Annotated in this window: 11 protein-coding genes; 3 read left to right on the top strand and 8 right to left on the bottom strand. The window is 30.2% G+C overall.

All coding sequences use genetic code 11. From position 1 onward, the window contains the following. The 5 genes from EV02_RS02955 to EV02_RS02935 form a co-directional block, all read right to left on the bottom strand. Complete coding sequence (locus EV02_RS02955) at positions 1 to 708, bottom strand: PRC-barrel domain-containing protein (protein WP_032519890.1); 708 nt, start codon at positions 706 to 708, stop codon at positions 1 to 3. A gap of 1 nt (position 709) precedes the next feature. After that, positions 710 to 1,867, bottom strand: a complete 1,158-nt coding sequence (gene dnaN, locus EV02_RS02950) for a DNA polymerase III subunit beta (protein ID WP_032519891.1) — start codon at positions 1,865 to 1,867, stop codon at positions 710 to 712. 337 nt (positions 1,868 to 2,204) lie between these two features. Next, complete coding sequence (gene thrC / locus EV02_RS02945) at positions 2,205 to 3,308, bottom strand: threonine synthase (RefSeq protein WP_032519892.1); 1,104 nt, start codon at positions 3,306 to 3,308, stop codon at positions 2,205 to 2,207. 6 nt (positions 3,309 to 3,314) lie between these two features. Further along, positions 3,315 to 3,887 (bottom strand): alpha/beta hydrolase, encoded by a 573-nt coding sequence (locus EV02_RS02940; protein WP_032519893.1) that lies wholly within the window; start codon positions 3,885 to 3,887, stop codon positions 3,315 to 3,317. Further along, positions 3,888 to 5,744 carry an ABC1 kinase family protein gene (locus EV02_RS02935; protein WP_032519894.1) on the bottom strand — a complete coding sequence of 619 codons (1,857 nt, stop codon included), beginning with the start codon at positions 5,742 to 5,744 and terminating at the stop codon, positions 3,888 to 3,890. A 68-nt stretch (positions 5,745 to 5,812) separates the two neighbouring features. Here EV02_RS02935 and EV02_RS02930 point away from each other — a divergent pair, with 68 nt between their 5' ends. The 3 genes from EV02_RS02930 to EV02_RS02920 all read left to right on the top strand — a co-directional run bounded on the left by EV02_RS02930 (position 5,813) and on the right by EV02_RS02920 (position 12,062). Further along, positions 5,813 to 7,492: an AAA family ATPase gene (locus tag EV02_RS02930; protein WP_032519895.1), complete on the top strand. Its 1,680-nt coding sequence runs from the start codon at positions 5,813 to 5,815 to the stop codon at positions 7,490 to 7,492. Positions 7,493 to 7,546: 54 nt separating this feature from the next. Continuing rightward, a complete protein-coding gene (gene uvrA, locus EV02_RS02925) occupies positions 7,547 to 10,450 on the top strand; it encodes an excinuclease ABC subunit UvrA (protein WP_032519896.1) in 2,904 nt (967 codons plus the stop codon). A gap of 202 nt (positions 10,451 to 10,652) precedes the next feature. Further along, a complete protein-coding gene (locus tag EV02_RS02920) occupies positions 10,653 to 12,062 on the top strand; it encodes a glycosyltransferase (RefSeq protein ID WP_032519897.1) in 1,410 nt (469 codons plus the stop codon). Here EV02_RS02920 and EV02_RS0108835 read toward each other — a convergent pair. The 3 genes from EV02_RS0108835 to EV02_RS0108840 are packed head-to-tail and all read right to left on the bottom strand — an operon-like array spanning position 11,996 to position 13,593. After that, positions 11,996 to 12,241 carry a hypothetical protein gene (locus tag EV02_RS0108835; protein ID WP_025980726.1) on the bottom strand — a complete coding sequence of 82 codons (246 nt, stop codon included), beginning with the start codon at positions 12,239 to 12,241 and terminating at the stop codon, positions 11,996 to 11,998. The genes EV02_RS02920 and EV02_RS0108835 overlap by 67 nt on opposite strands. 10 nt (positions 12,242 to 12,251) lie before the next feature. Then, entirely contained in the window at positions 12,252 to 13,328 is a 1,077-nt protein-coding gene (mraY, locus tag EV02_RS02915) for a phospho-N-acetylmuramoyl-pentapeptide-transferase (RefSeq protein ID WP_032519899.1), read from the bottom strand. Next, complete coding sequence (locus EV02_RS0108840) at positions 13,312 to 13,593, bottom strand: DUF3134 family protein (RefSeq protein ID WP_032519900.1); 282 nt, start codon at positions 13,591 to 13,593, stop codon at positions 13,312 to 13,314. The genes mraY and EV02_RS0108840 overlap by 17 nt, the downstream gene beginning before the upstream one ends. Positions 13,594 to 13,618: the final 25 nt, after the last annotated feature.

Consider the following 13,618-nt stretch of genomic DNA (forward strand, 5'->3'; position numbering starts at 1 on the left):
TTATATCCAAGGGTCATCTTCATTTTTTTCACTAGACGGTATAGAGGATCTATTATTATTATAAAAACTTTTTTGTTTAAAATCTAAGTTTTGGCTAATATCTTCATCTTCTTCAAGCCATTCCTCTAGTCTATTAGAAGCGATATTTTTCATATCATCAAATCTATCAAAAATTTTTTTCCCTTTTTGCATAAATTCATTTTTAATACTTGATTTTATTAAAGGTAAATCATCTAAAGAATTACTTTTACAGAATACTAATCCCGGTTGTTGGTCATTGATATTATCAATAGTTAATTTCCATCTACTAGAACCTGGAATCTTAGGATTAGATCTAGAAACTGAGTAATATTTAATTTTTCCCGTTTTCATTTCAAATAAAAAATCTGCAATAACTCCTATTTTTGATCCATTTATATTTATAAGATTAGCTTCTATTAAAGTTGGAAACCTATTTAAAGTTGCTAAATCCGAAATAGCTGGATCGCCTTTGACATAAATTTCATTATCTATTATTTGAGTAATTTGATTTAATCGCCAAACATTTCTTTTTAAATCAAAATTTGAAGGACGAGAAGACCACCCTAAAATCCGGTGAACTGGAGGATGCATCCAAACATTTTCACCATTTCCATAATTAAGGACCATATTACCCTTAACACTATAATTTAATAATTCACTTAATAAAATTTCTTTAGGTAATTTCAAATTAAGAACGAACCTGCACAGGCATAACTAAATAAGTAAAAGAATTAAGATTATCTTCTGGCACAAAAACCGCTGGAGTAGTTGCAATATTACACTTTAAAAGTACATTTTCAGAAGTAATAACTTTTAAACCTTCTAACAAATATCTTACGTTAAATGCAATATCAAAATTTTCTCCAGAATAAGAAACAGGTATTGATTCATTTGCATTTCCAATATCTTGAGCATCTGCACTGATTGAAGCTAAATCTGTATCATATAATTTAATCTTTACAACACTACTTTGCTGATCAGCTAAAACAGCAATTCTTTCTAATGAATCAATTAATTTTTTTGTATTAAAATTTAGAATTTTAGAAAAAGAATCAGGAATTAATTGTGAATAATTAGGATAAGTACCTTCTAAAGTTCTTGTAGTAATTATTTGATTAGAAGATATAAATACTACTTGACCTTTGTCGTAGAAAAGCTTAATTGATTTTTCTGAGCTTCTCAAAGATACTAGTTTTTCAATTTCTCTCAATGATCTAGTTGGGATAGTTACCGATAAATCATCAACATTTGAAGATAAGTTTTCTTTATTTTCAATATTTTCTTCATTACTAATTAAGGCAACAGCCAATCTATGACCATCTGTAGAAGCAGACTCTAAGTAATTTGGTTTGAAAGTAAAATTGACACCCGTGAGTAGTTGCTTTGAATCATCATTACTACTGGCAAAAATGGTAGATTTTAAAGCCTTTAAAAAAGAACTAGGATCAATATTCAAAGAAGTACCGCTTTCAACAAATGGCAAATTAGGATATTCATCAGAGGGGATCCCTTTTAAATTAAATGAACCTCTATCACTTTTTATTAGGATATTATCTGAATTCCCGTCTAGTTCTAGAGAAACAGGTGTTTCATTTGGTAATTTGTTTACTATTTCGGATAAAAGTTTTGAAGGTATAGTAATAGCTCCACTATTTTTGACAGTTCCATCAAAAGAAGTTTGAATTCCTAAATTTAAGTCAAATCCTGTGACACTAATTTTATTAGTTCCTTCATCAGCTGTTAAAAGTATGTTTGCAAGAATTGGATGCGTTGGTCTTGAAGCAACTGCCTTGCTTACTAGTTGTATAGCATTATTTAATTCATTTTGATTACAAATAATTTCCATCAGAATTTGGAACTTTTTACAAATACAATATACTTTTTTCGTAAATTAAATTCAATAAATTTAATTTTTACTCTTTTCTAATATAAAAATAAATTAAAAATAAGAAAATTAGTAGTAGTAGTTTTTGTGGGAACTGTGGAAATTTTCAAATAAACAGCTTGTCTATTTAGTTTAGGAAGAAAAAGATATGTGTAAAAAATTTTTTATTTGTTGAATATTTTTTACTTTTTTTCAAAATTTTAAATTTTTTCAACAAATAGAATTTCTTGTTATGTATTTTTTCAACAGATGAGGTTTGTTTTTAATTGATTTCCACAGACACTATTTTTTTTGGATTTTAATATCCTAAAATTTTAGTAATATTTTTTAATGAAGGTTCAATATTTTTTCTAAAAATAGCTTCGTTGTTTTTTATAGCACAATCAGGATCTTTCAATCCATTTCCAGTCAGAACACAAACAATAGTCGATTCTTTCTGAATTCTATTTTTATTTTTAATCAGTCCAGCAACTGATGCTGCACTGGCAGGTTCACAAAATACTCCCTCTTTGGCAAGAATTTTATAAGCATTGATTATTTCTTCATCTGTAACTGATTGAAAGTCTCCTTTACTCTCTTTCCTTACTTTTTTTGCTTTTTCTCTATTTACAGGATTTCCAATTCTTATTGCAGTTGCAATTGTTTCTGGATCCTTAATTATTATATTTTTAACTAATGGAGCAGAGCCTTCGGACTGAAAACCCATCATTATAGGTAATTTCAAATTCTTTTTTATTTTTGAATACTCTTTAAATCCCATCCAATAAGCAGTTATGTTTCCTGCATTACCCATTGGAATACAAAGCCAATCTGGACCATAACCTAAGTCATCAACTATTTCAAAAGCTGCCGTCTTTTGTCCTTGTATTCGATATGGATTAACAGAATTAACAAGTTCTACAGGATGTTCTGAGGATAGATCTCTAACAATTTCAAGAGCCTTATCAAAGTTTCCATTAATAGATATTATTTCAGCGCCATACATTAATGCTTGCGCAAGCTTTCCTTGTGCAACAAATCCTTCTGGGATTAAAACATAAGGTTTTAATCCTCCTCTAGAAGCATATGCAGCAGCAGCAGCAGAGGTATTTCCAGTACTTGCACAAATTACTGCCTCACGGCCTTCTTCTTTTGCTTTGCTAATAGCCATCGTCATTCCACGATCTTTAAAAGACCCTGTTGGATTAAGGCCATCATATTTTAAAAAAACTTTTGTTCCATTTCCAATTAAGTTGCTAATTGACTCGCTTAGAATTAGTGGTGTATTTCCTTCATTTAGGGAAATAATAGGAGTTTTCTTTGTAACTGGAAGATATTGTTTATAAGCTTCTATTAGACCTGGCCATCTTTTTTTTCTGTAATTAATACGCAGTTTATTTTTTATTTTATTGAATAACACCATGGTTGTTTAATTTGTTTTGATTTTTTCTAGAGGGGAATTGGTGAAAAAGGTTAATAATTCTGAAATCGATTCTACTTTATTCATAACTTTGCTCAAAGCGCTGACATCTAAAATTACAGTTTTAGTTGGATATCCTTCAAAAAAATTTACTAGATTTATTTTTCCATTTCCTATATTAATTCCTTGAATTACGCTTGCTCTAAGGGCCAGCATACCTGTTCTTTCATCAGTTGCTCTGGGTGGGTGGATAATAGATGAAAGTCTTGTTAAAAAAACATTTCCTATTTCAGAATATACTAGTTTGCTTGCAATGGTAATAGGAACTTCAAAATCTTTGTTTAAAACTTTTCTAATTTCTTTATCGGGAGATCCAGTTGCTTTCAAAATTCTTTTTAATTGTCTTGTAGATTTACCTTCTTTAGCAAAATTTTTTAAAGAATTTACTTTAATCGTTCTAGAAAATATGCTATAAGTGATTTTTATTTCTTCAGCAGTATAAGCTTTTGGAACATTAAAAAAAAATGGAGAAATTACTAAAATAAAAAATATTTTAAATTTTAAAAATTTACTAAATCTCATTTATATATTTGCTCCAGCGGCAATCTTAACAAGTCTTACTACTCCTTTTTCAGTTACTTTTTTTGCAATTTTAATACCCATTTCTTTTGTATAGGGCTCAGTAATAAGTCTTGGCACTCTTTTTAGAAAAATGTCAATTGAATACCCCGGTACTTTTTGTAAAATCTCTAAAAAGTTTCTAAATGGCTCAACATACATAATAAGGTCACTCAAGTTATTATTTTCGTTAGTAGTATTTAATTTAATTGATTGTGGAAGATAATTATTTAAACTTTTCAATATTTTTAGACTAAGTAAATCTATCTGATTTGTTAAACCTTCAACTATCTCATTTCTAAGAAATCCTCCATTTGAAGAAAAGAGAAGATTTATAACTTCGTCTAAAAGTTTTTCTAAATCGAGGTTTGTTTGCTTTGCAGCGTTAGAAAGAAGATCTTCTAAACGATCCCACTTAAATTTTTTATTGTCAAAAAGCATTTCTTTAAGGCTTTCCCTCAATTGTGGATCAGGGTCTTCCATTAATCTTCTTGCAAAATAGGGATAAGCTGCGCCTAATATTTTGAAGTTTGGATCTACGCTTAAAGCTATTCCTTCTAATGTAAGTAATGATCTAATTATAAGAGCATAATATGGGGGTAGTCTGAAAGGGAATTTATACATAACACCAGACATATCGTCAGTAACGCTCTTAAAATCCATTTTTGAAACTCCTTGTTCAACGGCGTTAATAAAAACATCTTGAAATGCAGGAACAATGGGTTCAAGATTAACTTCTTCTGATAAAAATCCTAATTTTACGAAATCTTGAGACAATTTATCGAAGTTTTTATTTACTAAGTGAACTACTGCCTGAATTAATCCTGACCTAGATTCTCTCGAAACCTCGCTCATCATTCCAAAATCTAAATAACATAATCTTCCATCTTCTAAGGCTAATAAATTACCTGGATGCGGGTCAGCATGAAAAAAACCATGTTCTAAAAGCTGTTCTAAACTACATTGCACCCCTATATCAATCATGTCATCAGGATTAATTCCTAATTTTTTTACGTCCTCTAAATTTGTTAATTTTGTACCGTCTATCCATTCCATTGCTAAAACTCTTCTTGAAGTTATTTCTTTATAAATTTTTGGTACGGCAATCATGTTGTTATGTTTATGCATATCTCTAAATTTTTCTGCATTTGCAGCTTCATTTAGATAGTCCATTTCTTCAAAAACTCTCTTGCCTAATTCATCAATCAAAGCAACTAGATCACTTCTAATCAGTCCGATATTGTTTTTTAGCCAATAAGCAATATTCCTTACAATGTAAAGGTCTAAGGTTATTTGTTCTCTTAAACCTGGTCGTTGTACTTTTATTGCAACGATCTCTTCATTTTTTAATTTAGCTTTATGCACTTGACCTAAAGAAGCAGCAGAAATTGGCTCTTTATCAATTTCTAAAAAAAGCTCATTTATTTTTTTTCCTAAATCTTCTTCTATTAATTCCATAGCTTTATCACCATCAAAACCAGGGAGCTGATCTTGCAATTCAGATAATTCTTCTAGAAGAATACCCGGAATTATGTCTGGTCTTGTTGATAAAGCTTGGCCTGCTTTAACAAATGCAGGTCCAAGTTCTACTAACAAATTTGTTAATTCTCTTGCTCTAAATCTTGCTTGCTGTTCATTTTTAAGTCTTCCAGTTAATTTATCCCATCCAACGGAAAAGATGTAAGCAAAAATAGGTAGGAGTGTTTGCCAAAGTCTTTTTAAAAGTCTTTTAGGATTTTTTTTGTATATTTTAGAAATTGTATCTGGATCATAATTTAAGAGTCCAGAGACCTCAATAAAATCAGTAAAATCTTCTTTCATAACTTTATATATTTAAAACCTTTATTTTTTTAAAAAAGAAGTTAATTTTTCTATATGGAAGAATTATCATGTTAATACAACTAAAAATAGAAAATTTCGCCTTAATAAAGATTATAGAAATTAATTTCGAAAAAGGTTTGAATATCATAACTGGGGATTCAGGTTCAGGAAAATCATTAATTTTGGATTCCCTAAATGCTCTATTTGGTGGAACTAGAATACCTCTAAAACATTTAATACGTGCAGGAAAAGATTTTTGCGTTATCGAGGCAAAATTTTCTTCTTCTTTTCAAATTAATAATTGGTTAATTAGTAATGGTTTTGAAATAACTTCTTCAGAACTACAAATTAAAAGAAAATCTTATAAAAAAAATAATAAAATCTTATCCAAATATAGCCTTAATGATTTACCAATTAACAGACAATTATTAGAAAAACTTGGAGGATTTCTAATAGATTTTGCAGGTCAATTTGATACATTTATCTTTGATTCTTGTGATAGGAGAAGACTAATTATTGATGACTTATGTTCTCAAGAATTTAGAGCTACTAGCGAAAGGATTAAAAATATATGGAAAGAAAGTGAAAAGTTAACAAGATTATTGAATGAAAAAATAGAATTTTCTAGGAATCAAGAAGAAAAAAACTTGGCAATTAAACACATGTTGAAGAGTTTAGAAGAAGCTGATTTGAATTCAAGTGAAGAAATTTTAGAACTAGAGTTTTTAGAAAATAAACTTGTAAATAATCTTGAAATTAATAATTCAATTAAATCATCATTAGAAAATTTAAATAATTTCAGTCATGATGCACCCTCAGTAACTTCTTTTATAAATCAATCATTAAAGATTTTAAATAAAACAGCTCATTTCGATTTAAAAATTCAAAACTTTAGAGAGAAGTTATTAAATATTCATGCTGATGTTGAAGATTTACTTTTTGATCTAAAATCATATTTGCAAGAAATAGAAAATTATGAATCTAATCTTCCGGTAATACAAAAAAGATTATTCTTTTTAAAAAACTTAGAGAGAACTTTTTCATTGGATCTAACTCAATTAATTGAAAAGCGCGATCAATTAAAAACGTATTTTCAACAAAATGATCAAGGTAATGAGATTTCCATGATTAAAGCTCAAATTGAGAATTTACAAAGTAATCTAAATTCTTTATTTGTTATTCAATCTACTGAAAGAAAAAAAATTGCTAAACAATTACAAAATTCAGTAATGTCAATTTTAAGCAATCTAGGTTTAGAAAATGCAAATTTTTCAATTCAATTTTCTGAGTGCAAGCCTTCTGGCGATGGAATTGATGATATAAATTTTTTGTTTTCGGCTAATCCTGATCAGAAGCTTGCTCCATTATCAAATGTTATTTCTGGCGGAGAAATGTCAAGATTCTTGTTAGCTCTTAAATCTAGTATTTCTAAAAAACCAAATACTTTCTTTTTAGATGAAATTGATAGTGGTTTAAGTGGCAAATCTCTATTTTCTTTGGTGGAGCTTATAAAAGAAATTTCTAAAAACCAACAAGTCTTGTGTATTACACATCAGCCATTACTCGCTGCTTGGGGATTAGCTCATTTCAAAGTTAATAAAAACGTAATTAATGGGATAACTTATACTTCAATCGCAAAACTAACTACAAAAAATCAAAGAAAAAATGAACTAATAGAACTTATAGGTGGAGGTTCATGTGAAGTAGACGAATATGCTTCTAAACTGCTTGATCGCACAGCTGCGTAAAACAGAAAAAATTCCACTATAATATTCTTTTTAAATCATAGAGTAGATTTAAACATGGTTAATAAAGCCGATAGTAGTTTTGGAGAAGATAACTCAATTAATATTAGGGGAGCTCGTCAGCATAATTTAAAAAATATTGATCTTTCTCTACCTAGGAATAAATTTATAGTTTTTACAGGTGTAAGTGGAAGTGGAAAAAGTTCTCTAGCCTTTGATACTATTTTTGCTGAAGGTCAAAGAAGATATGTTGAGAGTCTTTCTGCATACGCAAGGCAATTTTTGGGTCAAGTAGATAAACCAGATGTTGACAATATTGAAGGTTTATCACCTGCTATTTCAATTGATCAAAAATCTACAAGTCATAATCCTCGATCAACAGTTGGAACAGTAACGGAAATACAAGATTATTTAAGATTATTGTTTGGCCGTGCTGGTGAGCCTCATTGCCACCATTGTGGGATTCCAATTGCGCCTCAAACAATTGATGAAATGGTGGATCAAATTCTTCTTTTACCAGAAGGAACAAGGTACCAATTGTTGGCTCCTGTTGTAAGAGGTAAGAAAGGAACACATACAAAATTAATAAGCGGACTAGCGGCTGAAGGATTTGCTAGGGTAAGAATCAATGGAGAGGTAAGAGAACTTGCTGATAGTATTGAATTAGATAAAAATCAAATTCATAATATTGAGGTAGTTGTCGATAGATTAATTGCAAGAGAAGGTATACAAGAAAGATTAAATGATTCTCTACAAACTTGTCTCAAAAGAGGAGATGGCTTAGCGATAGTAGAAGTTGTTCCAAAAAAAGGAGAAAACTTACCTTCTAACTTAGAAAGAGAAAAACTTTACTCAGAAAATTATGCATGTCCTGTACATGGATCTATTGTTGAAGAACTTTCTCCTAGATTATTTTCTTTTAATAGCCCATATGGGGCCTGTCCAGATTGTCATGGGTTAGGTTATTTAAAAAAATTTACTGCGGATAGAGTTATACCTGATAAAACATTACCTGTTTATGCTGCAATAGCTCCTTGGAGTGAAAAAGATAATACTTATTATTTTTCTTTACTTTATTCTGTAGGGCAAGCTTATGGTTTTGAACTAAAAACTCCTTGGAAAGATTTAAGTGACTTGCAAAAAAAAGTTCTACTTTTGGGATCAGATAAACCAATATTAATTCAAGCTGATAGTCGTTTTAAAACTTCTAGTGGTTTTGAAAGACCTTTTGAGGGGATATTGCCCATATTAGAAAGGCAATTGAATGAAGCCAATGGAGAATCAGTTAAACAAAAATTAGAAAAGTATCTAGAATTAGTTCCCTGTAAGACATGTTCTGGAAAAAGATTAAGACCTGAGGCTTTGGCAGTTAAACTTGGTCCATACAACATTACTGATTTAACTTCTATAAGCGTTTCTGAAACCCTAAATCACGTAGAGCGCATCATGGGCTTAGGTAAGATAAAGAAAGAAAATATATCTTTATCAGAAAAACAAAAGCAGATAGGTGAATTGGTTTTAAAAGAGATTCGTTTACGTTTGAAGTTTCTAATTAATGTAGGTTTAGATTATTTGACTTTAGATAGACCGGCTATGACTTTGTCTGGTGGTGAGGCTCAGCGTATTAGATTGGCTACACAAATAGGTGCAGGTCTTACTGGCGTTTTATATGTATTAGATGAACCAAGTATTGGTTTGCATCAGAGAGACAATGACAGATTATTAGAAACATTAAAAAGCTTAAGAGACTTGGGAAATACTTTGGTTGTCGTTGAACATGATGAAGATACTATGAAATCCGCAGATTATTTAGTAGATATTGGTCCAGGGGCAGGTGTTTATGGTGGGGAAATTATTGCTAAAGGATCTTATCAAGATGTTTTAAATTCAGAAAAGTCATTAACTGGAGCTTATCTTAGTGGTAGGAAATCGATTCCTACTCCAAAAGAACGTAGATCATCTGTAAAAAAAAGTTTAATTTTAAATAATTGTTCTAAAAATAATTTAAAAAATATTTCTGTTGAATTTCCTTTAGGAAGATTAGTTTCTGTAACTGGTGTGAGTGGAAGTGGAAAGAGCACTTTGATAAATGAATTACTTCATCCTGCATTATGTCATTCTCTAGGATTAAAAGTCCCTTTTCCTCAAGGTGTAAAAGAGTTAAAGGGTATAAAGGCAATTGATAAAGTTATCGTTATTGATCAATCTCCAATAGGAAGAACTCCAAGATCAAATCCTGCTACATATACTGGTGCTTTTGATCCTATAAGGCAGATATTTACTGCCACAGTTGAAGCAAAAGCAAGAGGTTATCAGGCTGGTCAATTTAGCTTTAATGTGAAAGGAGGAAGATGCGAAGCTTGTAAAGGTCAGGGAGTCAATGTAATTGAAATGAATTTTCTACCTGATGTGTATGTTCAATGTGAAGTATGTAAAGGAGCTCGTTTTAATAGGGAAACTCTTCAGGTGAAATATAAAGGTTTCAATATATCTGATGTTTTAGAGATGACTGTTGAACAAGCTGCAGAAACTTTTTCTGCTATACCTCAAGCTGCTGATAGATTATCTACATTGGTTGATGTTGGCTTAGGATATGTCAAGTTAGGCCAGCCAGCTCCTACATTATCTGGTGGAGAGGCTCAAAGAGTTAAGTTAGCCACGGAATTGTCAAAAAGGGCTACTGGAAAAACTTTATATTTGATTGATGAACCAACTACAGGTTTAAGTTTTTATGATGTTCATAAATTAATGGATGTAATACAACGTTTGGTAGATAAAGGTAATTCAGTGATTGTTATTGAACATAATTTAGATGTTATTAGATGTTCAGATTGGATTATCGATCTAGGACCTGATGGAGGGGATAAAGGAGGAGAAATCATTGCAGAAGGTATTCCCGAGGATGTAGCTAAAAATCCTATAAGTTATACAGCAAAATATCTTAAAAAGGTTCTGAAATAAGAAAATCCTTGTTGTATTTCTTTTTATTTTAGTTATTTCAGCAATACGAAATTCTTTTTTAAAGGGGCATAAAGTCACTCTGTAACTGCTTTTTTGAAAACTTTTATATTAAAAAAATTTTAAATCATAATGCTTTCTTAATATTTCCTTAGAAAAATTCAGCTTATTTGTATTAAAGGCCGTTGATCGGAGGTTTTACTGAATGAGGTTGAAATTTTTACATTTACATTTACATGGTCTTATACGTTCTAAAAATCTTGAGTTAGGCAGGGATGCAGATACAGGAGGGCAAACACAATACGTTTTAGAATTAATTAAAAGCTTGGCTAATATTTCAGAAGTTGATCAAGTAGATTTAGTTACTCGTTTAATAAACGATCTTAAAGTAGACGATGAATATTCTCAAGAAGAAGAATTTGTTGAACCTGGAGTGAGAATTTTAAGATTCAAATTTGGACCTAATAAATATTTAAGAAAGGAATTGCTTTGGCCTTATTTAGATCATTTAACTGAAAGACTAATTTCTTACTATAAAAAAAACGAAAAGCCTAATTTCATTCATGCACATTATGCAGATGCTGGATATGTAGGAGCTAAACTAAGTAAATCCTTAAACGTTCCTCTTATTTTTACTGGTCATTCTTTAGGAAGAGAGAAAAAAAGGAAATTGCTTGATACTGGTTTAAAAAATAATCAAATAGAAAAGCTTTATTCTATGAGTAAAAGAATTGAGGCAGAAGAAAAAGCATTGAAGTCTGCAGATATTGTCGTTACAAGCACTAAACAAGAATCAGTGTATCAATATTCCCAATATTCTTCTTTTTCACCTCACAAGGCTAAAGTTATTCCTCCTGGTGTTGATCATAATAAATTTCACCATATTCACTCCACAAGCGAGACAGCCGAAATTGATAACATGATGAAACCTTTTTTAAAGGATTCTACTAAACCTCCATTTTTAACTATTTCTAGAGCTGTACGAAGAAAAAATATTCCATCTTTGATTGAAGCATATGGAAGATCTGAAAAATTAAAAAGAAAAACTAATTTAATTCTGATTTTAGGTTGTAGAGAGAATACTTCAAAACTTGACCCTCAACAAAAAGATGTTTTCAATAATATTTTTGAAACAATTGATAAATATAATTTGTATGGAAAGGTAGCTTATCCAAAAAAACATCTTCCAAGTCAGATTCCTGCTTTATATAGGTGGGCTGCTAGCAGAGGTGGTGTTTTTGTAAATCCAGCTTTAACAGAGCCTTTTGGTTTAACTCTTCTTGAAGCTTCTTCATGTGGATTGCCAATAATATCAACAAATGATGGAGGGCCAAAAGAAATTCGTTCAAAATGTGAAAATGGTCTTCTAGTAGATGTTACTGATATAAATGAGTTGAAAGTTATTCTTGAAAAAGGAATATCAAATAATAATCAGTGGAAATTATGGAGCAGAAATGGAATTGAGGGTGTTAACAGGCACTTTAGTTGGAACACTCATGTACGCAATTATTTATCAGTACTGACTGAAGAATTTTCAAATTCAAATAGTTATTCTTCATCTGAAATTAAACAAAGTTGTTTAAAAGGGACTTCTTCACTTATAAAACCCCATTGATCAAAAACCTCAGGATCAGGGTGAAGAATTAGTTGATTATTTTGAGTTTTCTTTAGTTTAAAGCCCTTCTTAGAAAGTTTTTTCATTAAGTTAGCAGTTTCTTCAAATCTTGATGCCATTGCATCAAGACTAGAGCAGTCACTTGTTAATCCATTATCTTTCCATGTAAAAAAATTCATAACAAATTTTTTAAAGATTAATTTTTAAAACTATACCTAAAATTACGAGTAAAATGTTGATTTTCCAAAAATTTTCAACTATTTTTTGTTCTTTCATTCCTTTAATCTCAAAGTGGTGGTGTAGTGGAGCCATTAAAAATATGCGTTTACCTTTATGAAATAATTTTTTTGTAATCTTAAAAAACCCTACTTGAATTATTACTGATAACGATTCAATAATAAATATTCCTGAGAAAATAGATAAGGTAAAAATACTATTGGTTAATAACGCTATAGAACCCAGAATTGCTCCAATACTTAGAGATCCTGTGTCGCCCATAAATATTTTTGCAGGATACCTATTATACTTTAAAAATCCTAAGCATATGCCGCACATTGAATAACATAAGATGCTAAAAACAAAGAGTTCTCGCTGTTCTTTCAGTAATATTTCTGTCCCTAATCCATAAAAGACTATCCCACTGCATCCAGCTGCTAATCCATCTAGTCCATCAGTCAAATTTACTGAATTACTTATGCCCACTAGTACCAAAAAGGAAACTGGCAAAATGAAAATATTCATATTCATTCCCCAGGAGTCAGAAACTGTTATTAATGGACTGATTAAATTTTTTTCATAGGCTAACAATATAAAAATTATTGAGATGACACTTTGTAAGATGAATTTCTGATTTGTTTTTAAACCTGTGTTCTCTTTTCTTTTAATGCTTAAATAATCATCTAAAAATCCTGTTATAAAGAAACCAAAAATAGTAAGGAATAAAAGAAATAATTTTAGAGAACCTAAATTTATAGTTATTATCAGAAGTAAAATTAAAAAAGGGATTATCATAAAAACCCCACCCATTGTTGGAGTATCACTTTTTTTAAAGTGACTAGCAGGGCCTTCATTCCTAATATTTTGAAGTAAATTAAATTTTTTGATAATCTTTAGACCATTTTTCGTTGTAAAAATAGAAATAAAGAAAAAAAGCAGGTAAACCCCTGTAAAAATAAAATTATTAAAAAAATAGGAGGTAACTATTAAAGCAAAAGTATTTAATATAAATAAAGATTTAAAGTTAAACTTTTTAATCTTCCCAATCATCTTCTAATGAAGGATCTTCTTCAGTTTTATAATCTTCTTTTTCTCCCATAAGCGCTGAAAGTTCTTCTTCTTCTATTGTACTAATCTCTTGTGAATCTCCATCTTTTTCTGCAATAAGTCTGCCAGAATTTTCCAGCCAAGATAGAAGGTCAGGTTCCTCTCTTAATGGCAACACAGGAGCTGGATCATCTCTGTGATAGCAAGTTAAAGCTGGATTGACTTCAGAAATGTCATCCAATCTAAGTTTTAATTTATTTGAATCCATTAAAGTCTATGCTCTATATATAAGA

Origin of the sequence: Prochlorococcus marinus str. SB, from assembly GCF_000760115.1 — a bacterium.
Classification (GTDB): Bacteria; Cyanobacteriota; Cyanobacteriia; order PCC-6307; family Cyanobiaceae; genus Prochlorococcus_A; species Prochlorococcus_A marinus_D.

What these genes read in the sequence shown, in the direction of transcription:
- EV02_RS02940 (WP_032519893.1), bottom strand. Translation starts at nt 3,887, where the DNA reads ATGAGATTTAGTAAATTTTTAAAATTTAAAATATTTTTTATTTTAGTA.
- EV02_RS0108835 (WP_025980726.1), bottom strand. Translation starts at nt 12,241, where the DNA reads ATGAATTTTTTTACATGGAAAGATAATGGATTAACAAGTGACTGCTCT.
- uvrA (WP_032519896.1), top strand. Translation starts at nt 7,547, where the DNA reads ATGGTTAATAAAGCCGATAGTAGTTTTGGAGAAGATAACTCAATTAAT.
- dnaN (WP_032519891.1), bottom strand. Translation starts at nt 1,867, where the DNA reads ATGGAAATTATTTGTAATCAAAATGAATTAAATAATGCTATACAACTA.
- thrC (WP_032519892.1), bottom strand. Translation starts at nt 3,308, where the DNA reads ATGGTGTTATTCAATAAAATAAAAAATAAACTGCGTATTAATTACAGA.
- EV02_RS02930 (WP_032519895.1), top strand. Translation starts at nt 5,813, where the DNA reads ATGTTAATACAACTAAAAATAGAAAATTTCGCCTTAATAAAGATTATA.
- mraY (WP_032519899.1), bottom strand. Translation starts at nt 13,328, where the DNA reads ATGATTGGGAAGATTAAAAAGTTTAACTTTAAATCTTTATTTATATTA.
- EV02_RS02935 (WP_032519894.1), bottom strand. Translation starts at nt 5,744, where the DNA reads ATGAAAGAAGATTTTACTGATTTTATTGAGGTCTCTGGACTCTTAAAT.
- EV02_RS0108840 (WP_032519900.1), bottom strand. Translation starts at nt 13,593, where the DNA reads ATGGATTCAAATAAATTAAAACTTAGATTGGATGACATTTCTGAAGTC.
- EV02_RS02920 (WP_032519897.1), top strand. Translation starts at nt 10,653, where the DNA reads ATGAGGTTGAAATTTTTACATTTACATTTACATGGTCTTATACGTTCT.